Origin of the sequence: Streptomyces sp. NPDC093064, from assembly GCF_044754605.1 — a bacterium.
Taxonomy (GTDB): domain Bacteria; phylum Actinomycetota; class Actinomycetes; order Streptomycetales; family Streptomycetaceae; genus Streptomyces.
Window position 1 is genome coordinate 1 of record NZ_JBIVPK010000078.1, and the last position, 21757, is coordinate 21757.

14 protein-coding genes and 9 pseudogenes are annotated in these 21757 nt (G+C 70.1%); 11 read left to right on the forward strand and 12 right to left on the reverse strand.

Annotation, left to right across the window (positions count from 1 at the left end):
- Positions 1-99 precede the first annotated feature (99 nt).
- Positions 100-390, forward strand: a pseudogene (locus tag ACIQFZ_RS40430) (hypothetical protein); the annotation flags it as partial.
- On the opposite strand, the gene ACIQFZ_RS40435 reads toward ACIQFZ_RS40430, so the two are convergent.
- Both ACIQFZ_RS40435 and ACIQFZ_RS40440 read right to left on the reverse strand, forming a co-directional pair.
- A complete protein-coding gene (locus tag ACIQFZ_RS40435) occupies positions 332-604 on the reverse strand; it encodes a hypothetical protein (RefSeq protein ID WP_402693650.1) in 273 nt (90 codons plus the stop codon). The pseudogene ACIQFZ_RS40430 and the gene ACIQFZ_RS40435 sit on opposite strands and share 59 nt — an antisense overlap.
- The gene (locus tag ACIQFZ_RS40440; protein ID WP_402693662.1) at positions 601-852 is read right to left on the reverse strand and encodes a hypothetical protein; all 252 of its coding nucleotides are present in this window, start codon (positions 850-852) and stop codon (positions 601-603) included. Before ACIQFZ_RS40440 ends, ACIQFZ_RS40435 begins: the two co-directional genes overlap by 4 nt.
- Before the next feature lie 3 nt (positions 853-855).
- Between ACIQFZ_RS40440 and ACIQFZ_RS40445 the strand changes: the two are divergent.
- Both ACIQFZ_RS40445 and ACIQFZ_RS40450 read left to right on the forward strand, forming a co-directional pair.
- Positions 856-1056: pseudogene (locus tag ACIQFZ_RS40445) on the forward strand (transposase); the annotation flags it as partial.
- 31 nt (positions 1057-1087) lie between these two features.
- Positions 1088-1387: pseudogene (locus ACIQFZ_RS40450) on the forward strand (transposase); the annotation flags it as partial.
- A 20-nt stretch (positions 1388-1407) separates the two neighbouring features.
- Here the strand turns inward: ACIQFZ_RS40450 and ACIQFZ_RS40455 are convergent.
- Positions 1408-1758, reverse strand: a complete 351-nt coding sequence (locus ACIQFZ_RS40455) for a transposase (protein WP_402693651.1) — start codon at positions 1756-1758, stop codon at positions 1408-1410.
- Between the two features lie 807 nt (positions 1759-2565).
- Between ACIQFZ_RS40455 and ACIQFZ_RS40460 the strand changes: the two genes are divergently transcribed.
- Positions 2566-4962 (forward strand): FlgD immunoglobulin-like domain containing protein, encoded by a 2397-nt coding sequence (locus tag ACIQFZ_RS40460; RefSeq protein ID WP_402693652.1) that lies wholly within the window; start codon positions 2566-2568, stop codon positions 4960-4962.
- Positions 4963-5152: 190 nt separating this feature from the next.
- Here the strand turns inward: ACIQFZ_RS40460 and ACIQFZ_RS40465 are convergent.
- From ACIQFZ_RS40465 to ACIQFZ_RS40475, 3 genes and pseudogenes are all read right to left on the reverse strand, one after another.
- Positions 5153-5387, reverse strand: a pseudogene (locus ACIQFZ_RS40465) (ISAs1 family transposase); the annotation flags it as partial.
- 677 nt (positions 5388-6064) lie between these two features.
- Positions 6065-7954: a hypothetical protein gene (locus tag ACIQFZ_RS40470; RefSeq protein WP_402693653.1), complete on the reverse strand. Its 1890-nt coding sequence runs from the start codon at positions 7952-7954 to the stop codon at positions 6065-6067.
- Positions 7939-8718, reverse strand: a complete 780-nt coding sequence (locus ACIQFZ_RS40475; RefSeq protein ID WP_225076768.1) for an ABC transporter ATP-binding protein — start codon at positions 8716-8718, stop codon at positions 7939-7941. The genes ACIQFZ_RS40470 and ACIQFZ_RS40475 overlap by 16 nt, the downstream gene beginning before the upstream one ends.
- A gap of 118 nt (positions 8719-8836) precedes the next feature.
- Between ACIQFZ_RS40475 and ACIQFZ_RS40480 the strand changes: the two genes are divergently transcribed.
- Positions 8837-9415 carry a TetR/AcrR family transcriptional regulator gene (locus ACIQFZ_RS40480; RefSeq protein WP_402693654.1) on the forward strand — a complete coding sequence of 193 codons (579 nt, stop codon included), beginning with the start codon at positions 8837-8839 and terminating at the stop codon, positions 9413-9415.
- Positions 9416-9437: 22 nt separating this feature from the next.
- Here ACIQFZ_RS40480 and ACIQFZ_RS40485 read toward each other — a convergent pair whose 3' ends face one another.
- The gene (locus ACIQFZ_RS40485; RefSeq protein WP_402693655.1) at positions 9438-10421 is read right to left on the reverse strand and encodes a helix-turn-helix transcriptional regulator; all 984 of its coding nucleotides are present in this window, start codon (positions 10419-10421) and stop codon (positions 9438-9440) included.
- 112 nt (positions 10422-10533) lie between these two features.
- Between ACIQFZ_RS40485 and ACIQFZ_RS40490 the strand changes: the two genes are divergently transcribed.
- Both ACIQFZ_RS40490 and ACIQFZ_RS40495 read left to right on the forward strand, forming a co-directional pair.
- Complete coding sequence (locus ACIQFZ_RS40490) at positions 10534-11346, forward strand: ABC transporter ATP-binding protein (RefSeq protein ID WP_402693656.1); 813 nt, start codon at positions 10534-10536, stop codon at positions 11344-11346.
- On the forward strand, positions 11346-13871 hold the full coding sequence (locus ACIQFZ_RS40495) for an FtsX-like permease family protein (RefSeq protein WP_402693659.1): 2526 nt from the start codon (positions 11346-11348) through the stop codon (positions 13869-13871). The genes ACIQFZ_RS40490 and ACIQFZ_RS40495 overlap by 1 nt, the downstream gene beginning before the upstream one ends.
- A gap of 60 nt (positions 13872-13931) precedes the next feature.
- Here ACIQFZ_RS40495 and ACIQFZ_RS40500 read toward each other — a convergent pair.
- Positions 13932-14183: pseudogene (locus tag ACIQFZ_RS40500) on the reverse strand (ArsR/SmtB family transcription factor); the annotation flags it as partial.
- Positions 14184-14260: 77 nt separating this feature from the next.
- Between ACIQFZ_RS40500 and ACIQFZ_RS40505 the strand changes: the two are divergent.
- Entirely contained in the window at positions 14261-15157 is an 897-nt protein-coding gene (locus ACIQFZ_RS40505) for an arginase family protein (protein WP_402693660.1), read from the forward strand.
- A gap of 266 nt (positions 15158-15423) precedes the next feature.
- Positions 15424-15570 (forward strand): annotated as a pseudogene (locus ACIQFZ_RS40510) (XRE family transcriptional regulator); the annotation flags it as partial.
- Between the two features lie 159 nt (positions 15571-15729).
- On the opposite strand, the gene ACIQFZ_RS40515 reads toward ACIQFZ_RS40510, so the two are convergent.
- Positions 15730-16908 (reverse strand): hypothetical protein, encoded by a 1179-nt coding sequence (locus tag ACIQFZ_RS40515; RefSeq protein ID WP_402693657.1) that lies wholly within the window; start codon positions 16906-16908, stop codon positions 15730-15732.
- 310 nt (positions 16909-17218) lie between these two features.
- Between ACIQFZ_RS40515 and ACIQFZ_RS40520 the strand changes: the two are divergent.
- Positions 17219-18025 (forward strand): annotated as a pseudogene (locus tag ACIQFZ_RS40520) (transposase family protein).
- 177 nt (positions 18026-18202) lie between these two features.
- Here ACIQFZ_RS40520 and ACIQFZ_RS40525 read toward each other — a convergent pair.
- Both ACIQFZ_RS40525 and ACIQFZ_RS40530 read right to left on the reverse strand, forming a co-directional pair.
- Positions 18203-18751, reverse strand: a pseudogene (locus ACIQFZ_RS40525) (maleylpyruvate isomerase N-terminal domain-containing protein); the annotation flags it as partial.
- 104 nt (positions 18752-18855) lie between these two features.
- Entirely contained in the window at positions 18856-19668 is an 813-nt protein-coding gene (locus ACIQFZ_RS40530; RefSeq protein WP_402693661.1) for a class I SAM-dependent methyltransferase, read from the reverse strand.
- Positions 19669-20242: 574 nt separating this feature from the next.
- Here ACIQFZ_RS40530 and ACIQFZ_RS40535 point away from each other — a divergent pair.
- Positions 20243-20350: pseudogene (locus ACIQFZ_RS40535) on the forward strand (alpha/beta hydrolase); the annotation flags it as partial.
- A 196-nt stretch (positions 20351-20546) separates the two neighbouring features.
- On the opposite strand, the gene ACIQFZ_RS40540 reads toward ACIQFZ_RS40535, so the two are convergent.
- Complete coding sequence (locus tag ACIQFZ_RS40540; RefSeq protein WP_402693658.1) at positions 20547-21284, reverse strand: hypothetical protein; 738 nt, start codon at positions 21282-21284, stop codon at positions 20547-20549.
- Between the last annotated feature and the right edge of the window lie 473 nt (positions 21285-21757).

Consider the following 21757-nt stretch of genomic DNA (forward strand, 5'->3'; position numbering starts at 1 on the left):
TCAGGCGAGTACTTCGACGTCCCCAACGGGAACTCCTGTCCTATGGATCTTCACGATCCAATGATCAGGGTGTCCACGATCAAGGGGTAGGGCCCGTGCGACCTGTCCATCCCACCGGGCTGGCGCGTCGGCGGTTTCGCCTCCTGGCACGCCACCGACCCGTATCCCATGAACTGCCGGACCTGCGCGACACCGATGCACCTGCTGCTGACCATCGACAGCTCGGAATGGGACGGCGGCAGCGGCAGCTGGAAGCCACTGGAAGAACAGGACCTGCCCACGCACAGGTCCGCGACACCGACCGAGGTCACCGTGGGCCGGTGGGGCGAACTCAACATCTTCGCCTGCCCCGAAGAGCCCAGCCACCCACACCGCTGGAGCATCCAGTAGGCCGCTCGGTCATGACCAGTGCCCATCCGGGCACGATGACGTTGTAGAAGCTGGACGTCTTGGGGTCCGGCTGGAGCCCGAGGAGGGTGAGCAGGACGCCGACGATGAACAGCGGATGCCGGGCGTAGCGGCCGGTCTCGGTGGCTGCGAGCCGCCACAGGACAGTGTCACGCCGTACGGCCGGAACGCTTGTGGTCATGCCGATCGCACTCACGCGGCCACCTCCTCGGTGGGTCGGGCGTTCGTGCCCAGCATCAGTAGGTACGCGTCCTCGACCGACGGTTCGGCCGGTTCGGCGCCTTCGCCGGGTCTGCCGCCGATCGACCTGACCCGGCCCGAGCCGGTGCGCCAGGAGTGCTCGGCGCCGGGCAGAGCGGCATCCGCCAGCCAGACGCGCCCGGTGGCCGTGCCGACGAACTCGGCGACGGTGCCGTCGAACCGCACCCGGCCGGCGTTCATCACGCGCACAGCCCCTGGCAGCGCGGCACCAACGAGAACACGAACGGCCTGCTGCGCCAATACTTCCCGAAGGGAACCGACCTTTCTCGATGGGCGGCGGAGGACATCGAGGCGGTCGCAGCCACGCTCAACAGTCGCCCCCGCAAGAGCCTCGGTTGGAAGACACCCGCCGAAGCCCTCAACGACCATCTACTATCGATCAAATAAGCCGGTGTTGCATCCACTGGTTGAACCTGGTCAGTACACGAGCCGGGCGTTCGCCGAGGCCTGCCGCAGAGCCGGCGTCCTCCAGTCCATGAGCGCGATCGGCTCCAGCGCGGACAACGCGCTCGCCGAGTCCTTCAACGCGACGTTCAAACGCGAGACGCTCCAGGGCCGGAAAAGCTGGTCCAGCGAGCGCGAGGCCCGCCTCGACGCGTTCCGCTGGCTGCACCGCTACAACACCCGACGCCGTCACTCCCGCCTCGGGCAACGCAGCCCGATCGCCTACGAGGCAGCGTCCGGAACAACATCAACTACGCTGACACCAGCCGCATAAGCCCTGTCCAGGATTCGGGGTCATGGCCCGAGCTCCTTGGCATCGGCCTGGGCCTGTAGTTGAGCGAAGATCCGCCGCCAGGTGCCGTCCCGCTGCCAGCAGCGGAACAGGTCGTACACCCGCGCCCACGGGCCGTATCGCTCAGGCACATCCCGCCACGGCACACCGGTACGGGTGCGAAACCGTACGCCGTCGATCAGCTGCTGCCTTGTCCATGTCGGTGGTCGACCTGGCTTCTTGCCCATGGGCAACAGCGGTTCCAACCGGGCCCACTGCGCGTCCGTCCAGGCGCGCCACGCGGTCTCGTACGTTGTGGTCTGCTGCTCGCTCCACGGCTCGCGGGCGGGCGACCCGTACCCCGAGTTGCCCACCTCGACCAGAACAGCGCGGAAGGTGACTGCTTCCGCTGCGACAAGCCTTTCCAGGCCACGCCGTGCCAGGCGTGCGGAGGCTTCCGCATCGACGGCTCCTACGGCGTCTCCGGCTCGCGATTCGAGAACCTCCCGGAGACTGTGAGGTGCTGGGACTGCGGGCACCGTAACCCGCTGCGCGAGCCTGGCCCGGAGTAGACGAGCGCTCGACTGTCGGTCCCTCTCCGTACTCTTGGCGCACAGCCGCTTGGGCTAGGGCCCGTGCTCGGCCTTGGATCACGGGAAGCGGGACCGCACAGTGACATCGATCTACCTCTCCTCCGACAACCCCCGGTTGGCTTTATCGAGCAGTAGTGGTGACGGCACTTGTCGATGAGTTTGGGAGGCACCCGAATCCACCGATGGGCGATGTCGACGAGTTCGGGAGGCGTTGGGGCTCTTGCCAGGGGAGCATCGAGGTGCTCTTGGTGATCGAGTTACTCGCCCTGCTCCTCCTCGGCGAGGGCTTCCGCATCGCAGCGCGAGTGGCTCTATCGAGCCCCGGCGGCACGCCACCCGAAGGCACCCGAGCCCTTTCGTTTCTCAGGAACATCCCTTTTGACTGCTCACAACCCATTCGCGTATTCGTTCGAATCCTGTAGATCCGCTGTGCTACGTTGCCGCCGCTTCCGGGGGCTGTTCCGCGTCGATCCCTGTGCGTCCGCGCCGAACGGCCTCCTCTCCGACGCCTTTTGGAGGTGCTGCGTGGCCGCACGCCACAAGCCGAACCGAAAACGATCGATCGTACGAGGTGGACTCGCCGCCGCAGTGGCCCTGGCGGCCACCAGCGGAACCCTGCCAATCCTCCTGACGGACGCCCACGCCGAGCCCGCCCCGCTGACGATCCCGGCCCCCGACCGCTTCAAGCCGGTCGCCAACCCGGTGTACGGGGCAGGGCCAGGCGGTGTCGTTGAGCGCACAGAGGTCAAGGACCAGAGCGCGCTCGGCCACTACCGCTGGACCCCGGACGGCGGTACCCCGGTCGACCTGCCCGCCTCGTCCCCGTACGACGACGTCAACACGATCGGCGGATCGAGCCACGTCTCCGTCACCAGCGGGGATGTCGTCGCGATCTACGACTCCCCGAACAAGGTGGAGTTGGCGGACATGAAGTCCGGCACCACCACCAAGTACACGCTGCCGGACGGCCACTTCTACCGGGGCGTCTTCGGCTCCGCCGTGCTCACCGCCACCCGGGACACGAACGGCGATAAGAACGTCCTGCACGTGCTGCGCATGGCGGACGGGCAGCTCACCGACACCCCCGTCACCGGTCTGAACGGCTGGGTCGCGGAAGACGGCATGACGCTCGGCGGCGACGACCACACGGTGGCGATCTGGTACGCGCACCGCGACGGCGCCCGCGGCGTCGGTCTGCTGGACCTGGCGACCGCCGAGGTCACCCCGGTGCTTCCAGGCGCCACCGGCACGAACGCCCAGGTCGTGTTCTCTGACGCGTACGTCGCCTGGTACTCCCCCGAGGGCGGCAACACCACTGCCCGCGTGCTGCCCCGTGCCACCCCGCAGGCGGCCGACACCAAGATCGAGCTCGGCTCGGACGGCGAGGGCACCCCTCGGCTCGGGCTCGTCGGCGACTGGCTGCTGACCACGCGCCAGATCGAGCAGGCTGCAGGCAACTTCCTCGTCCGCGAGGGCGCCCCGCTCACCGCCCAGCCGATCGCCGGCGGCGAGCCGAAGACCCTGCTGGCGCACGCCGGCTGGCGTATGGCGCAGGTCCCGGGCGGCGGCCTGGCCGTCACCGGCGGCGCCTCGTCCCGGGACTGGGCCGTACACCGGGTCTTCGTCGGCGACGACGGGGCGCCCACGCTGCGGACGGTGCGCGAGGTGGCGCCCAAGGAAGGCAATCTCACAAGGCTGTCGCTCACTGCCGGGCATCTCGTCACGGCCGAGTCCGACACCACGTACCTGCCTGCGCTCTTCCAGCGGAACATCACCCTCGGTGCGGCCCCGTCGGCGGGCCAGCGATCGCTGCTCGCGCGCCCGGACGCGCAGACCACCGGCGAGACGGCACAGCGCGTCTACGACTACCGGCAGCCGGTCGGCACCGGAGACGGCCGTACTGTCATCGCCACCACCGACGCGGACGGCGCCCAGGTACTGGTCGTGCTGGCGACGGACGGCACGAAGACGGTCGTACCCGCCGTGGACCCGCAGACCGGCGAGAAGATGCCGACGGGCTCCGATCACTACTCGCTCGTGCGCTCGGCCTCCGGCCGCTATGTGGTGTTCGGCGACAGCGGGCGCGGCGTGGAGGACCGGCAGTACGTCGTCGACCTGGACGCCTCCGGCGGGCCGAAGGTGGTCCTGGTCCGTCAGGGCCAGGGCGGGCTCGCAGTGTGGGGAACCAAGCTGTGGATGCCCGGTGACACGGACGGCACGCTCCAGGCCGTCGACCTCAAGTCCGGCGCGGTGACGGAAACGGAGCGGATCACCGGCGGCTGTCTGCCGCAAGAACTGCAGGCCGTCGGGCCCTGGGTGTACTGGGACTGTTACCCCTCGGGCACCGTCACCTCCGACGGTCACGGCGTCTACAACACGCAGACCCAGCAGTGGACGTACGCCCCGCGCGGCACCCTCGGCGACTGCTACGTGGTCGCGTACGACGACGGCCGCTACCAACTCAACGTCACCCCGATCGGGGGGACGCCGCACACCGTCGAGGCGTTCCCCGTCCAGTACAGCGGCCCGCTCGTGGAGGCCGACCGATTCGGCGGCGCCATCGCATACAGAAAGGAGAAGAACGCCCAGATCACCGTGCTCGACTCGGGCGTCGACACCTCCCCTGTTGCCGAGATCGAGTCGCGGATCGAACAGTCCGTGAACCTCGCATCGGCGACCGACGCCGTGTGGGATGCCGACTGGCAGCTGTCCAAGCCGGTAACCGGCGCCCAGGTGACGATCCGGAACAAGGCCGGGCACACGGTGTTCACCGGGCCGGCCAAGGAGTACGCCGCCGCCGTCGCCTTCTCGTGGGACGGCCGGAACAGCGACCGCCGGTACGTCAACGCCGGCACCTACACCTGGGAGCTCACCGGCACGCCCGCCGACGGCAGCGGCGCAGCACTGAAGGTCACGGGCACGATCAAGCTCACCAAGCCTACGAAGACGGCCGCCGACCAAGGCACGGACAAGAGCATCTCTTAGCCGGGCGGGGCGGCCCTGACACACATCTCGCGGAGTTGATGTCGCACGCCTCCCTCGACGAGCAGCGGAAGGAGCTGCTGTACGGGTTGGCGTACCCGGCGAAAACAGCCCCTCCGGAAGATCCCGGAGGGGCTGTGTGCCCAAGAGGAGATAAGGCAGTCCCCAGCGTTTGCCTCGGATGTCCGGTTGATCATGTGATGCAGTAGAGGGCGAGGACGCGGTGGCGTTCGGTGTGGGCTCGGCGTCCGGCGGCGGTGTTGACATACCCGGCGAGATTGAGCGCGCTGCGGATCAGCTCGCGGACGGCGGGGAGCACGGCAGGCGTATTGCGGGTCCTGACCTGGGATTTGTCCTCGCCGAAGAGGACGTCACGCACCCAGCGGACGGTGTTCTCCACGGTTCCAGCGCCCGCAGGCCCAGGCGGCCGAGATCGCCGCGTGCTGCGCCGGAAACTCATCGGTGGTTCCGTGGCGCTGCCTCTGCCGAACTGGCGTGGTGGCCTGCCACGGCACTGCCGTCATTTCTCTTCGACATTCACGAGCCGGCTGATCGACAACTGACTCCGGAGCCGGTCGACAATCGCTGTTCCTTGAGATGCACGAAGCCACCCGGTGGATGCCGAAGACAGAGGCCGACCTCCAGTCCGCCGTCGACGCGGCCTGTTCGAGGAGAGCCATCACCTGGACCTGAAGAAGGCCCCGAACGCACATGCGGCCGAAGCAGCGGAACAGGTACCAACACCGCCGCCTCGGCTTCACCTGGGCAGAGGGCAAGTAGATCGATCGCGCCATCGGCCGCGGGGAGACCACCCTCACCCTCAAGACCACTGCAGGCGAGGTGACGCTCACCCTTCCTCCGGCGCCGGTCCGGACACCGGAGGGACGGGCCTAGCACTAGCTAGTGCCGCATCAACCAGAGGCTCGTTGCGGAGTCCGTGGCCGGTGCCGCCGGCGGTGATCACGTACCGCAGGGACTGACCCCGGGCCGCTCCGCTCCAGCTCGGGTCCCGCCTGTCTCGCACCCGATCGCGGGCCGATGGGAACTGCTCCAGAAGCCCCACCGGCGCGTAGAGAAGACGAAGACGGGCGTACCGGGGGATCGTTCAGCGCCGGTGCCGTGATCGCGCCAGGTGGTACAGGCCGGTGCCGAGGCTGGTGATCAGGAGGGCGAGGCCGAGGGCGATCATCGCGGTGATCGCCGGCCGGCGCAGGGCCGGCGGCAGGTACAGCGCCAGGAACCAGGAGCGGTGGACATGCCCCGTGGCCAGCATGACCGCAGGCACGACGCCCTGGGCGACCAGAGGGACCCAGCACAGCGTCATGCCGACGATGACGTAGATCCGCTGCCCGACGGGCGCCGTGTCGAGGCCGAGCCGGGCCAGGACCGGGGCGGGCCGGTGCAGCGCAGGCAGGCCGGCGGGCACGAGGGGCGGCGGGGCGGCCCGGACGCGTCGCTGGCGAGCCGGAGGGGTACCCGTGCGGAAGTGCTGGAGCAGCTCCGGAGCCGTGCGCCGGAGCCGGATGACGGCGACGCGTCCCAGCAGCCACGTCAGCAGGGCGCCGCTCACCGGCCCGGCCACCGGTCCGGCCCAGGCCGGGCCGAACCGTACGGCGAGCAGGGCGGGGGCGGCGGTCGCCGCGGTCAGGAGCAGCATCAGCAGGACCTGCGTGAAGTCGGTGCCGTTCTCCAGCAGGCCGCCAGTCCGGCGGTGCGGGTCGCGCAGCGGGACGGGGCGCAGCACCGACACCAGTACGGTCACGCCCGCCGCGCCGCCGAGCAGCGCGGGGACGAAGGTGACCAGCCACAGCCACGGCACGGACGCCCCGGACAGCGCGGCCGGAACGAGCGTGAGGAGGACCGTCGGGGGCGCGGTGACCAGGAGCCAGCCGAGCTGACGGCCCCGTACGTCGTGCCGGGCGGCGCCCGGGATCATGATCTCGCCCCAGAGTTCGGTGCCGTTCTCGCCGTAGAGGTTCGCGGAGACGGCCGACATCCACAGTGCGAAGACCAGGCCGGTCCACGGTAGGAAGTCCGTACTGCCCGCGGCCAGCGGGAGCAGGCAGAACACGAGGGCGTATCCGAGGGCGAAGCAGACGAAGTGGAAGCGCTGCAGATCGCGGGTGCAGGTGCGCAGTTCACGGGCGGCGACGGCGGTGACCGGGCCGCGGGCCCACCGGCCGAGGGTCGCGGTCGCAGCGCGTCCGCCCGAGGGGCGCGTGGTGACCTGGCGCCGGGTCAGGAGGGCCCAGCCGTACGCGCAGGCCACGGTGAGCAGGGCCAGGCCGGCCAGGGCCGCGAGCACGCCGGGCAGGTCGCCGCGTCCGGCAGCCTCGACGGCGGACAGCCCCCAGCCGGAGGGCAGGCCGCGCAGCCATGCGGCGGCGGGGCGGGGCAGGCCGTCGTCCAGGGCCGCGCGCACGAGGGGTTCGAGGATCCAGCCCGAGTGCAGCGCGGCCAGGATCGCCGCGCTGGTGAAGGCGGCGAGCGCGGCGCCTGTACGGGACCGCGCGACCTGCCCGAGCACCGCGGTGACCAGGCGTGAGCACAGGACGGTGAAGGCGAGTTGGAGCACCGTGGCCGGGGCGGCGATGGCGACGGCGGCCGGGCCGAGGTGTACGGCGACGACCACGAGGCCGCTCAGCGCGATCAGGGTCACGGCCGGTGCGACGCCGACGAAGGCGGCCGCCGCCAGACCGGTCGCCAGGGCGCGCGGGCGCAGCGCGTGGAGTGCGAAGTGCTCGGGGCGCAGGGTCGTGTCGCCGCCGCCGAAGAGGACGGGGCCGAGCAGCCAGCCCGCCGTCCACACGGCCAGCGCGACGCCGAGCAGGTCGAACCGCTGTGCGGCGTGCGGGTAGCCGCGGCCGGCGAGGAACAGTACGGCGGCGGCGAGCGCGAGACCGGCCGCGCCGCCGACGATCATCCGGGCGGCCGTGGCGCGGGTGAGGGAGTTGCGCTGGACGGCCAGTTTCATCCGGATCAGGACGCCAACCATGCCAGCCCCTCCACACCCCGAGCCCCGGGCGAGCGGCCGGCGACCAGGCTCACGAATCGCTCCTCCAGGCTCAGTCCGGCCCGCACCTCGTCCAGCGGCCCGGCCGCCACGACCCGTCCGGCGTCGACCACGGCGAGGTGGTCGCACAGCTGCTCCACCACGGCCATCACATGGCTGGACAGGACCACGCTGCCGCCGGCGCGGACGAACCGCCGGAGGATCTCCTTCACGGTCGCCGCGGCGACCGGATCGACCGCCTCCAGCGGCTCGTCGAGGACCAGCAGACGCGGCGCGTGCAGCAGCGCGGCGGCGAGGCCGATCTTCTTGCGCATACCGGTGGAGTATTCCGCCACCAGGGTGCGCCCGGCCGCGTCGAGGCCCAGGGTCCGCAGCAGTCCGTCCGCGCGGCGGTCGGCCTCGGCGCGGGCCATGCCGCGCAACAGCCCGGTGAAACAAAGCACTTCACGCCCGGTAAGCCGCTCCGGCAGGGCCAGGCCGTCGGGCAGGACGCCGACGAGCCCCTTCGCCCGGGAGGCGTCCGCCCACACGTCCGTACCGAAGATCTCGGCCCGGCCCGCGTCGGGGCGCAGCAGGCCCACCGCCATGGACAGGGTCGTGGTCTTGCCCGCGCCGTTGGGGCCGACCAGGCCGAAGAACGACCCGCTCGGCACGGTCAGGTCGATGCCGTCGACGGCGCGGTGGGTGCCGAACTTCTTGGCCAGGCCGGTGAGCCGCAGCGCCGGAGCGGCTGTGCGCGGTCCCATGTTCCCCCTCGGGTACGTACTGAACGGCACGTGCCGTGCCGTTAGTGGGATGGGGGGATCATGCTGAAGGCGGGGGCAGCTGTCAATACGGCACGTGCCGTACCGATATCGTGAGGCGATGACCGACCGACGCAGCAGCCGCGGAGTGGGCCGCACCGAGGAGATCATGCGGGCCACGCTCGAACTGGGCGAGGAACTCGGCTACGCCCGGCTCAGCATCGAGGCGGTCGCCGCCCGCGCCGGCGCCGGCAAGCACACCATCTACCGCCGCTGGCCCTCCAAGGGTGCGCTGTTCCTGGACTCCCTGCTGTCGCTGAACGAACCCGGCCTCGACTACCCGGACACCGGTGACGTCATCGCCGATCTGCGCCGCCAGATCCACACGGCTGTCGACCTCCTGAGCCGCCCGCCGATGGGCCCCCTGTACGTGGCCCTGTTGGTGGAGGCGCAGCACGACCCCCAGGTAGCCGACGCGCTCGACGAGCGTTTCATCGCCCCCCAGGCCGAGAAGACGATCGCGCGGCTGGAACGCGCCCGGGAGCAGGGCCAGTTGGCGCCGGACTTCGACCTGGACCTCGCCATGGCGATCCTGTCCGGCCCGCTGTACTTCCAGCACCTGATCGCCCGGCGGCCCCTGACCCACGACTGGGTCGACCGGCTCATCGACACCCTCTTCGCCGGAATGGGCCCGCGCTAGGCCCTGCCCGGCAGTTCCCTTCTCATATCCAGCCCCGCTCCTTGGCGAGAAGCCCCGCCTGGAAGCGGTTGGCCGCGCCGAGCCGCAGCATGATGTCGGCCACGTAGCGGCGGAACGTCCTCAGGGAGACGCCCAGTTCGCGGGCCGCCGCCTCGTCCTTGTCCGCGTGGGTCAGCGCGTCCAGGACACGGTGCTCCAGAGCGGACAGGACCGGCGCCCGTACCGCGAGGTCGTCCTCGGCGGGAAGCTCGTGGCCGGTGTCCCAGACCTGCTCGAACCAGGCCACGGTGTTGGCCACCACGCCCGGCTGGCGGACGACGAGCGTCGACTCGTAGTGGTCGTCCGGGTCGACGGGGACCATCGCGACGCCGCGGTCCCAGATCGCCATCCGCCGGATCGCCTGCTCGGTGCGGCGCACCTCCCCGCCCAGTGTCTCCAGTTCCCGCAGATAGGCCAGGGTCGCGGGGTCGGCGAGCGCCTTCGGCGTGGCGACCGTACGCCAGCGGATGCCGCGGCGGAGCATCCTCAGGTCCGAGGCGCGGGCCTCGTCGATGCTGTGGGGGCGCCAGGGCGACGGGAGCAGCGACATGTGCTCGCGGAAGGTGAAGAAGGCCAGGTCGGTGAGGCGTTCGCGGATCGCCTCGGGTCCGTCGACCCGTTCGATGTCGTCGCTCGGGGAGCGGGCCGCGCCCTGCTTGTGGTCGTCGATGAGCGTGGCGATCACGGCCCGGGTGGCGAGCACCTCGCCGGTGGCGGACTTGAGTTCCCCCAGGCGCTGTTCCACCAGCCACTCCACGGCGACCGCCGGATCGGAGACCAGCACCGTGTGCCGCTCGGAGAGCCGGATCAGGCTCCGCTCCTGTAACGCGTCCAGCCCCTCGTCGACGGTGTCGCGGTCCCAGCCGAGAGCACCTCCGGCGGACTCGGCCCCGCGCTCGGGATGGCGCAGGAAGTAGCGGTAGAGCCGCAGGTGTTCGTCGGACACCCCGATCGATGTCAGGCTCATGTTCTGTTTCCCCCCGGAGCCGGTCCCCCTGGCCTGCCCGTTGGCAGCATGGTGACAGTGGCCGCCCTTTCTGACCGTAGCGCAGCGATCAGCGGCACAACAGGCTCAATACATGCCCTGGATCTTCTCTTCGGCGGGCCGCACGACGGCGCCCGCATCCTCAGCCCCTTCGGACGGCTCCCCCTCCGGGGAGCCCGCCCCCGCGGTCCGGCTCGACGCCGTGAGCAAGGTGTACGGACGCGGCGAGAGCGCGGTGCACGCGCTGCGCGGCCTCGATCTCGCCATCCCCCGGGGGAGTTTCACCGCCGTGATGGGGCCCTCCGGCTCCGGCAAGTCGACCTTCCTGCACTGCGCCGCCGGCCTCGACCGGCCCAGCGGCGGCACCGTCTCCCTCGGCGGCCAGGAGCTGACGGCCCTCGACGAGACCGCGCTGACCCGGATGCGCCGGGACCGCGTCGGCTTCGTCTTCCAGGCCTACAACCTGATGCCGTCGCTGACGGTCGAGCAGAACATCACCCTCCCGCTGCGCCTTGCCGGGCGCCGGGCCGACCCGGACTGGCTGGCACGGATCACCGACCAGGTGGGGCTCACCGGACGCGGCGGGCGCAGGCCCGCCGAACTCTCCGGCGGCCAGCAGCAGCGGGTGGCCCTCGCCCGCGCGCTGGTCACCCGGCCCGAGGTCGTCTTCGGCGACGAGCCGACCGGCGCGCTGGACACCATGACCGCCAAGGAGGTGCTCGGGCTGCTGCGCCGGACCGTGGACGACCTCGGCCAGACCGTCGTGATGGTCACGCACGACCCGATGGCCGCCTCGTACGCGGACGCGGTGCTGTTCCTCGCGGACGGGCGGATCGTCGACCGGATGGCCGCGCCGACCGCGGAGCGGGTCGCCGACCGCATGAGCCGCCTGGGAGCGTGGGCGTGATGCTGACTCTCGCGCTGAGTACGCTGCGGGCCCGCAAGGGCGCTTTCGCCGGCGCCTTCGTGGCCCTGCTGTTCGCCGCCGCCCTCGTCACCGCGTGCGGGACCCTGCTGGACACGGGGCTGCGCGGGACGATCCCCACGGAGCGGTACGCGGGAACTCCCGTGCTGGTCACGGCCGATCAGGAACTGCACTGGACGAAGGTCAAGAAGGGCAAGACCAAGGAGAAGTCCAAGCCGCTGACCGAGCGGGCCTGGGCGAAGGCGGACCCCGCCCTGGTCAAGAGGCTCGCGGCCGTGCCCGGTGTGCACGCGGTCGTCCCCGAACTCACCTTCCCCGCCCATGTGTTGACGGACAAGGGCCCGCTCGCCGAGGGGGCGTCGTGGGGCCACGCCTGGCAGTCGGCGCGGCTCACGCCGTTCGCGCTGCGCGACGGCCGGGCGCCGACCGGGGCGGACGAGATCGTGGCCGACGCCGGCAGCGGGCTGCGCACCGGCGCGAAGGTGACCGTGCAGTCGACCGGCGCACCCTCCGTGTACGAGGTCGTCGGCATCGCCGCACCGGCCGGCCGTGACGCCCTGGCCCGCCAGTCGACGCTGTTCTTCAGCACGGAGCAGGCGCGGCGCCTGGCCGGACACCCGGGGCAGGTCTCCGCGCTCGGCCTGCTCACGGTCCCCGGCGCCACGGTGAGCGACGTACGTGCCGGGGCTCTCGAGGCGGTGTCCGGCACGCCCTCGCTGGCGGTGCGGTCGGGGGACGACCGCGGGCCCGTCGAGTTCATCGACGCCGGCAAGGCGCGGGTCAGCCTGATCAGTCTGGGCGGTGCGATGGGCGGTACGTCGCTGCTCGTCGCCCTGCTAGTGGTGGCCGGGACCTTCGCGCTGTCGATCCAGCAGCGGGCCCGGGAACTGGCCCTGCTGCGGGCGGTCGGCGCGACACCGCGCCAGCTGCGGCGCATGGTGGGGCGCGAGGCGCTGGTCGTGGGGCTGCTGGCCGGGCCGCCCGGGGCGGTCGCGGGGCTGTTCCTGGCCCGCTGGATGCACGGGCGGTTCGTGGCCGTGGGGGCGCTGCCGGACACCCTGGAGCTCACTGTGAGCGCGTTCCCGCCCGTCGCCGCGGTTCTCGCGACGCTGCTCGCCGCGTGGGGTGCGGCGCGGGTGTCCGTCCGCGGGCCGGCCCGGATGCGCCCTACGGAGGGGCTCGCCGCGGCGGCGCTCGGCTCGGAGCGGCCGCACGCCGGCCGGGTCGTCGCGGGTGTCCTGGCCGCCGTCGGGCACGTCGTCCTGGTCGTGGTCCTGTCCGGGCTGAAGACCGACGCGGCGGCCACCCCGGTGACGTTCCTGTCGGTGATTGTCGCGACCGCGGCGATCGCGCTGCTCGGCCCGTCGCTCGCCCGGTCCGCGACCTGGGTGACGGGCGGGATCGCACAGCGGATCTCCCCGGCCTCCGGATTTCTGGCCGCACGGAACACCCGTGCCGGCGCCCGGCGTGTCGCGGCCGTGGTCACCCCGTTGAGCCTGGCCGTGGCGATGGCCTCGACGATCCTGTTCACGCAGACGACGTCGAGTCACTCGGCGGGCGAAGAGGCCGCGTCCGGCACGCGCGCCTCCTACGTCCTCGCCGCCTCGGAGCCCGGTGTCCCGGCCGTGGCCGCACAGGCCGTGCGCGAGCGGGTGCCGGGGACGACGGTGACGGAGGTCGTCCGCACCACGGTGCGGATCGGGCAGGACAAGTTCCCCGCCCAGGGCGTGAGTTCACCGGGTCTTGCCCGGACCCTCGACCCGGAGGTCACCGCGGGCACGCTCGCCGCGATGGGCGACGGAACGGTGGCGCTCAGCGAACTGGCGGCCCGTACCCGGCACGCGCGGGTCGGCGACCGCGTCACCGTCACGCTCGGCGACGGGGTCGAGAAGGACCTCGAAGTGTCCGCCGTTTACGAACGCGGGCTGGGCTTCGGTGATCTGCTGCTCCCGCACCGGTTGGTGGCGGCGCATGTCGACCAGCCGCTCTCCTCGTCGGTCCTGGTGGCCGGGGCGCCGAGCCGGTCGGCGCTCACCACCGCGCTGCGCCCCTTCCCCACGGTCCACGTCCTGAACCGCACCGCCGTGGCAGCGGCACGCCGCACCCAGGAAGGCGCGCAGGCCCAGGTCAACTACATCGCGATGGGACTCGTGATCGCCTTCACCGCGATCGCCGTGGTCAACACCCTCGTGATGTCGACGTCCGCCCGACGCCGCGAGCTCGCTCTCCTGCGCATGATCGGCACGACCGGCCGCCAACTGCGCACGATGCTCCGCTGGGAGACGCTCACGGTCACCCTGCTCGCGATCGCTCTGGGAGCGGCGGTGGCCTGCGCGACCCTGACCGCGTACAGCCTGGGCATGACCGGCGCCGCGACACCGTACGCACCACTCGTGCCGTGTCTTGCCGTCATCGCGACAGCCGTGCTCCTGGCCTTCGTCTCGACGGCCCTGCCGGCCCGTGCCGCGCAACGAAGCGGGGCGGGGACGCCGACCGAGGTGGACTGAGCGCGCGATCGGCGGCGGACCGGCCGTCCGCGCACCAGGTCCGGCTCCGGGTCCGGAGCGTTATGACGGCTCTGTGCTCCGGCCGTCCGCCGCCGGTCCCCGCCCGTGCTGCGCCCGGACGAGCACGTCGGCCGCGGCGGTCCGGTAGTAGAGCACCGACCGCCCCGCCCGGCGCTGCTGTGCCAGCCCCGCGTCGAGTAGCACCTTGAGATGCCGGCCCACGGAACCGAGCCGCTGCCCGGTCAGGGCGACGAGCTGCGTCGTGCTCTTGGGTGTGTCGAGCAGCGTCAGCACCGTGGCCCGCCTGCTTCCGCGGGTGACTTCCGGCGTTGATTGCGCAGGGGCCAAACGCTGTGGACCGCGCGGCCTCGCGCGGTCAGAATGGCCGGATGCGCCATTTCGTTGTCATTGACGCTCCGTCCAATCTCGGCCTCCGGCCGCCCACCGAAGGCAGCGTGCCCGGGTGTTACAAGCTGGCGGGCGCGCTGCGCGAGCAGCGGCTGGTGCAGCGGCTCGGGGCATACGAGGGCGGAGTGGTCGTTCCGCCCCGCTACGACCGCGGCGACTGGAGGGAGGGCGACGGAGTGTTCAACGCTGAGGCGATCGCCACGTACACCTGCAAGCTCGCCGACCGCATTGAGCACCATGTCCGGGCAGGAGACTTCCCGGTCGTCCTGGGTGGGGACTGTTCCATCCAGCTTGGCGCCTCGCTCGCCCTCCGCCGCATCGGGCGGTACGGACTTGCCGTCATCGACGGATCCGCGGACTTTCGGCACCCCGGGAACTCCGACCGTATCGGTGCCGCGGGCGGCGAAGAGCTGGCCATCGCGACCGGCCGTGGCCAGACGGACTTGACAGACCTCGAAGGGCTGCGGCCGTATATCAGGGACGAGGACGTACGGGTCTTCGGCATCCGGGACTACGACGAAGAGCGGGCCGAGCTCACCGAGTTGAAGATCACGAACGCGACGGTCGGGGAGATCCGAGAGCGGGGCGCGGAGGAGCTGGCGGGCGCGGTTCTGCAGACTCTTGAAGTGCCCGTGACCGATGGGTTCTGGGTACATCTGGACGCAGACGTGCTGGACCCGTCCGTCATGCCCGCCGTCGACAGCCCCGACCCCGGCGGGCTCCTGCCCCACGAACTCGCCCCGCTGCTACGGACCTTGGTGCGGTCGGAATGGTGCGTTGGCTTCAACCTCACCATCTACGATCCCGATCTCGACCCCGACGGCTCCTGCGCGGCCCTCCTCGCCGACATCCTCCAGACGGCCTTCACCCGCCCCTGACCGAGAGCGGACCTGGTCAGCCGGTCCCTGACCGGTTTCCGTAGACACCCAGGTCGGCAGCCCCGACGAGCATGCGAGATCACCGTGTCCACAAGCGTGCCCACTGCGCCGTAACTTCGTAGTCCTGCCCGATTCACGACGGGTGAGATCCTCCGAAGCACCGATGGCGGACCAGTTCGCCGGGGACGGTGAGCGAATCGGCCCCGATCGATTGAGACCGGGACCAGTTCGGCTCAGACGGGACACCAGTACTCGGGGACGGGCAGTTCGACGCCCGCGACGTCGGGGCCAGCGACCAGCAGATTATCGCCGAAGGCTTCAAAGAGGTCTATTTCCAGGACGGTGGAGTACGCGCTATGGGTCTGTCGGACGTGGCCATCAACGAAATTGATTACCTCGACCTGGATTTCTGAGCTGCCGATGTAGGTAGTTGCCCCGCGACAGCTGTGACTGAGCGTTTGAGTTGGCGGCTCTGAGCGTTGGTTGGCGAGCTGGGAGGGAACGTTCAGGTCGCACATAGTTGGCCTGGTGTTCGTGATCAAGCAGTGATTGACAGCGGCACTGAGGTTTTCTCACTGACCGGCGGTGAGGAACAGAGCTCCGACTAGAACTGACAGGAGGATCTCGTAGCCGAGGACGATGCAGGCCAGGGCCAACACCCCCTTCTGCCACAGACGCGGTCCGCAGTAGGGAAGGAGCGTTGGCTGGTCCGAGGGTTGGAGCGCCGCTTCGGGCGGGCTCGTGCCAATCTCCGCGTGGGTGCGCCACCAGTGACGTAGCGTTTGGATCTTGGCTTCGAACTCCGAGTCCCAGAGGACGCGTCCGACACGCGGTACTGGCAATGGCGTTCGGCGACTGCTCGCTTCAAGGATGACTAGCCTGCGCCCGCCGCGGTGGCGCTCGACGGCGATCCCTTGAATGCCGTCCCAGGGAACGGTTCGGGGCCGCAGCCCTCGTATGACCAGGTGGTCGGCAGTGAGGATGACGCCTCTGCCAAAGCTCAGGAAGCCCGCGCCCAGCAGCAGCGAGATCGCGACGAATGCGCCGAGCGCGCGGCCAAGGAACGTCGGGTGATCAGCGCCGGGACCCTCGGCGAACCCCGCCATCACCGCATCAGCCGCAAGCCAGCCGAGCAGCAGGACCGTGGGCACCGACCGGCTTGGCGCAGGTCGCATGCTCAGTCGCTCGGGCAGCCGGCCGTAGGTATGCCCCCAGTCGCCGAGTTCACCAGCTGTGTCTTCGACTTGGGCCGCGCCGCCGTTGGCAAGCCACCAGCATCGGATGGTCGCGACCTTGTCGTTAAACCGGCGGTCGCGGGACAGGAAACCGGAGCTGGGCATTCGTAGCGGGGTGCGGCGTCCATCCGTCTCGTAGAGGACCACCCGCCGTCCGCCGGTGAACGACTCGACCGCGACCTCGGCCACGTTGGTCCACGGGATGGTCCGGCGGCGCAGGTTGTGGACGACGACCGCCTCAGGGGTCAGGGTTACCCCGACGTAGCGGCTCAGCACCCACAGTTCGAGCGTGAAAAAGAACGGCAGCACCATGTGGGCCAGGACCCGCGACTCGAACTGCAGGCCGGCCAGTCCGGACCGCTGGTGCGCCCACAGCAAGGGGTTCGAGAACTGCATCAGCACGGCGGCGCCGAGCATCAGGCCCAGTGGCAGGGACTGCTGCCACGAAGCCCGATAGCGGACTCGGCCGACCCTTCCCGACGATTCCGCTCCGCCATTGCGGGCTTCCTGGTTCACAGCTGTTCCACCCCTGCCGCACGAACAATGCGGGGCATCATCTCGGGCCAGGGACTGTTTGCGCAATGGCTGCTGACGGTCCCGGCCCGACAGAGCAACTGGCACCCAGGGCGAGAACGTGCCTTCTGCTCGTAGCGCCCACGGCGCTACTCCCGCTCCGGCCGTCCGCTTGAGAGCGCATCGCCCGGTGTTGCGATCTGGGGGCATGGGCATGGCCAAGTCGCACTGGAGCCCCCGGCCGCGGGTGGGCGTGAAGCCCCTGGTAGGACGCTTCTCACTACAAGGTCGTCTGCCGAACCAGAGGCTCACGTTGGTTACCTGTGCTGCCACGCTCGACGTCCCGCGCCACATCGTCGAGTTCCTCGCCCGCCTACTCGCCGCAACGCCGTCGGATCGGCACCCCGCGCGGCTCCAGGGCGCTGGGGCCGTTCCGGCAGGCCGTGCTGGTGCTGCGCTGGTTCCGTGAGCGCGGCTGCGTGCAGCCTGGCCCGCGACGCCGGTGTCTCCCAGGCCACTGGCTACCGCTACCTGCACGAAGGCATCGAGGTTCTCGCCGACCAGGCACCTGGCCTGCATGAAATATTGAAAGTGTGTCAGGAGTTGGGCATGGCGCACGTGATCCTGGACGGCACCTTGATCGAGTGTGACCGGGTCGCCGGATTCCGAGAGAACGGCAACGACCTGTGGTTCAGCCAGAAGCACAAGGCATTCGGCGGGAACGTGCAGTTCCTAGCCGCTCCGGACGGCACGCCGCTGTGGGTCTCCGAGGTCGAGCCCGGATCGACGCCCGACATCACTGCCGCCCGCATCCACGTCCTGCCCGCGCTGTACAGGGCGGCGGCTGAGGGCCTGCCCACCCTCGCGGACAAGGGCTACATCGGCGCCGGAATTGGCATCCACGTCCCGGTCCGCCGCCCCAAGGGGCAGACCGAACAGGCCCTTCACGCCGACACCCGCACGACGAACGCGCTGATCAGAGACCTGCGCGCACTGGGCGAGCGCACCGCCGCCGAGCTCAAGGAACGCTGGCGCGCACTCAAGCGCGTCACGCTCAGCCCGAGCCGGGATTGGCGACATAGCGCGGGCCGCCCTTGTCCTCAACGGCAACTGGAAATGATCCTCAGTGAGAAAACCTCACTGAGTACGTCAGAAGGTGCTTGCTCGGACGGCTGGGGTGGGAACGTGGAACGGAGCCGCACGGGCCCACCTCTTCCTGATCACACTCGAAGAACCCGTGCGGTCCCCTCCACGTCACGGCCACGCTCCCGCTCTTCAACTGCCGACAACGTCGTTACTAGCCGAGGATGAGCGGGAGGTTTGCGGCGAGATCGCCCGGAGCAGCCTTGTCAGCGTTGGTCGGCGTGCAACGTCCGGTGCTGGTCAGCAACGCGTCCTTGTCGGAGAACGAGGCGGGAAACGGGGTCCCGGCGATCTTCTCCAGCGACGTGCGAGCCGCGGCGAGGGTCTCGGTGGGCGGCTCGGCGACCGACGGCAGATGCGCGATCAGGTCGAGGTGGTGCAAGGTCCATTCGAGCACGTACGCGGACAGGTAGTCGCCGACGGTCAGCACCTTGTCCTGGGTGCTGACGCGGAGGGTGGGATCGGCGAGTTCGGCGGCTCGGCCCGCGGCGGAACCCACGTCGTCGAGGTGGAACTTGAGCCACTGCGGCTCGCCGTATGCGGCGGCCAGCCGGGGGATCAGCGCATCGAGGGGGTCCTCGCCGGTCGGTGGTTCGTCCAGGAGACCCCAGTAGGTGACCGCGTCCGTGGTCGGTTCGGTTTCGGTGGGCGTGACCAGGGTGATCAGGACGTCCTGGGCGTCGATGACCAGGTGGCAGACGATTTTCGGGCGAACTTTAGTGGTCGTAGGCGGTCAGTGCGCGCATGAACCTGCCTCCACTCATCAGGCCCCCTTGGAATCGATCATCTAGGGAACCGGGAGGCGCTCTACCGGCGGACCGCCGAGATCAGCCCGCCGGGCCGCTCCTCGCGCTGCGGCGGGGTGCTGATCGGGCGGCCGTAGGCGGCAGCGCGCTCGCGCAGGGTGTGGCTGTCGGCCTCCCAGCCGTGCCCGGCCAGCCAGCCCACCGGGTCGTCGGGCATCTCCGAGACCCACATGGACGCCGCCGATCCCGGCGCGGCGTCCGCGCCGAAGCGCTCGATCACGCCGCGCGAGCCCAATGTCAGTCCCATCCGACTGCCTGCCGCCGACTGTGCGCTGATCCGGGCCAGCAGCAGCTCCACCGCATCCTCGGGCAGATAGATCAGTAGTCCTTCGGCGATCCACGCGGTCGGCACGGCCGGGTTGTGCCCTGCGGCGGCCAGCGCGCCTGGCCAGTCCTCACGCAGATCCACCGCGACGGTGATCCGCTCGCAGCGCGCGACGGCCCGCTCCTGGCGAAGCACCGAAGCCTTGAAGTCCAGTGGGGCGGCGGTGTCGACCTCGAACAGCCGGGTGCCCTCGGGCCAGTCCATCCGGAAAGCCCGGCTGTCCATGCCGGCGCCGAGCAGCACGACCTGCCGGACCCCGGACGCGGAGGCCTGCTGCAACAGGTCGTCGAGGAACTTCGTCCTGATGACGATGGAGAACGACACGGCCAGCCGGCGGCGTCGCGCGGCCTCGTCATCGGGCGTCGGCGAGGAGGGCCACAGGCCGCCGGCGGTGGCGAAGGCCTGTGCCAGTGGGTCGCGGAACAGCGCATTCTCCCGCTCGGTCTCCAGCGCCCGCACCCTGGCCACCCCCACCGCCGTGGCCCACACTCCCGACGGCGGCACCCGCTCCTGCTCATCAGCCACCGCGCCAGCCTAGATGATCGATTCCAAGGGGCCTGATGAGCGGAGCCAGTTCATTCGCGGCCAGCCGGTCATGCGCGCACTGACCGCCTACGACCACTAAAACCACCATTAGGCGAAGATCAACAGTCACCCTGCGTACGCGACCACACAAAGTGGACCAGAGCCCGAGAACCGACAGCACCTGTACACGAGATTGGGAGGCGTCGGCGGCGCGTCGTGTTCGATGCTCATGAGAAACGACAGCGCCCCCAGCGCGCCCCGCCGTCGCAGGGCCTCACCTCGGGAAGCCGCGATGAGGCCCCAAGTAGCTCCGCGTAGTGTTCCGACTCCGTGACATCCGGCCACGGCGCCTGGGCAAGAACCCGTTTGGCGGACCACGGCGACCACATCAATGTTTCCGGAGGCCGTGCAAGAGAACGAGGAGGTGGTACCCGTGAACGCAGTATCGACATGGGTGCTCCCCTCCGGGGTCATGATCGGGCGATAGGTCGTCCGGGAGCGCCGTTCCAGAGCACTCCCGAAAGGCACGACCATTTGATTCACCTCCGAACAGCGCCTCGACGGCGGCGTCCTCGAACGCGAATTCACCCTCGGCGAGACCCCCGGTGTCCTGTGGACGCCTGGATCCGTACCGGCCCCGCTGCCGACCGCGCCGCGCCCCGGCCTGTTCAGGCGGGGCGGGCTGGCGAGCGGAGCGGCGGCCCCGTGCGGCAGGAGGATCGGAAAGTATCGGTTGGAGCCGCAGAGGCTGTCGCAGCGTCCACCCCGGAGGGAGATCAGGGGGTATGCCCACCGGCCCGGGTCCGCTTCTACTTTCGTGATCACCAACCGGACAGCCCACCTCAGCAACGCGAGTGCACGCGCGTGGTGCCGCCGGTTGTGACGGTGCCGCTGGCCACATCCAGGACGATGACGGTTTCCTCGCGCGGGTCATGCACTCGACAGTTCGTCCTGTAGAACCATTGCCGTGACAGGCCACCACCGGAGTTCGCCGTCAGGCTGCCCAGTTGAACGGCCGGCAGGCCGGGAGCCGCGCTCCAAAACTGGACTCGTCCGTTGGGGGTCAGGCCACTTCCACTGGCGAAGAGGTCTCCGCCCAGTTGGTGCCGGGCTGTGATGATCTGGACGCCGCCACGGGGAATCGCCGAGGGGTCGGCCAGACGCATGGCCGCGCTCGCGTTGTCGCCGCGGGCCCGGTCGCGGCTGGACGGCGGTACGCAGACGTGGTCGGAGGGACGGGCCTCACGCCAGACGAAGCCCTGCCTGCACGTATCGGGCCCAAAGGGGCCACCGCCGGGCTGCCTGCGCGACGGCCCCAACTCGTTCTCCCTGCGCGTGTCTGTACGTACACCGGGGGTTACGCACACCAGGTCGCCGGGAAACGCCTCCCGCCACACGAAGCCCTGTTTGCAAGTGTGGGGGCCGAATTGGGCCACGGCAGAGTCAGCTGGTCCGGCCACGGTCATCGTGCCGCCGACGACCGCCAGCGCGACCGCGAGCCGCTCGACCCAGCGGCGTTGCAAGACCCTGCCACGAGACGCGATTTCGCCCGTCTGTGCCCCTTTGATTCGCATGACCATCTCCTCACGGTTAGTCAGAGGTTATTCGGCCTGCGGATCCCGATACCGCGGCCCGCCAAAACCAGGCTGCAACACCACTCGACCGGCGCCGCCATCAACCTTGCCCGCCTCGATGCCTGGCTCATCGGCAGACCCCTCGCCCGCACCCGCATCTCACCCTTCGCAGCACTCCGCCCCGCTGGAGGAGATCCAGCGGGGCGGATTTACCAACAGCGTCCAACTCGGCAGGGGCCCGCGCTGCCCGAAGCCGTGAACTGTTCGATTTCTGCAGAGCTTCGAGTGCTGCCCAATCTCGTATAGGTGCTGTCGGTTCCCGTGACGAAAGCCAGAGAGCTAAGGACTAGTACTCCAGCCGGACTTCGGTATTTGTGCTGATCAGCGGCCTGGTGGCGGGGAGTTTAGCCGGGGTGTCACGTGCGTGTGAGGCCTTTTCCATTGCTTCCCTCGGACGAGGGCCCCTGCCGCATGTCCGT

Bases quoted from the DNA above. Each gene is read 5' to 3' on its own strand.
- ACIQFZ_RS40470 (WP_402693653.1), bottom strand. From the start codon at position 7,954: ATGGTTGGCGTCCTGATCCGGATGAAACTGGCCGTCCAGCGCAACTCC.
- ACIQFZ_RS40475 (WP_225076768.1), bottom strand. From the start codon at position 8,718: ATGGGACCGCGCACAGCCGCTCCGGCGCTGCGGCTCACCGGCCTGGCC.
- ACIQFZ_RS40480 (WP_402693654.1), top strand. From the start codon at position 8,837: ATGACCGACCGACGCAGCAGCCGCGGAGTGGGCCGCACCGAGGAGATC.
- ACIQFZ_RS40485 (WP_402693655.1), bottom strand. From the start codon at position 10,421: ATGAGCCTGACATCGATCGGGGTGTCCGACGAACACCTGCGGCTCTAC.
- ACIQFZ_RS40490 (WP_402693656.1), top strand. From the start codon at position 10,534: ATGCCCTGGATCTTCTCTTCGGCGGGCCGCACGACGGCGCCCGCATCC.
- ACIQFZ_RS40495 (WP_402693659.1), top strand. From the start codon at position 11,346: ATGCTGACTCTCGCGCTGAGTACGCTGCGGGCCCGCAAGGGCGCTTTC.
- ACIQFZ_RS40505 (WP_402693660.1), top strand. From the start codon at position 14,261: ATGCGCCATTTCGTTGTCATTGACGCTCCGTCCAATCTCGGCCTCCGG.
- ACIQFZ_RS40540 (WP_402693658.1), bottom strand. From the start codon at position 21,284: ATGGTCATGCGAATCAAAGGGGCACAGACGGGCGAAATCGCGTCTCGT.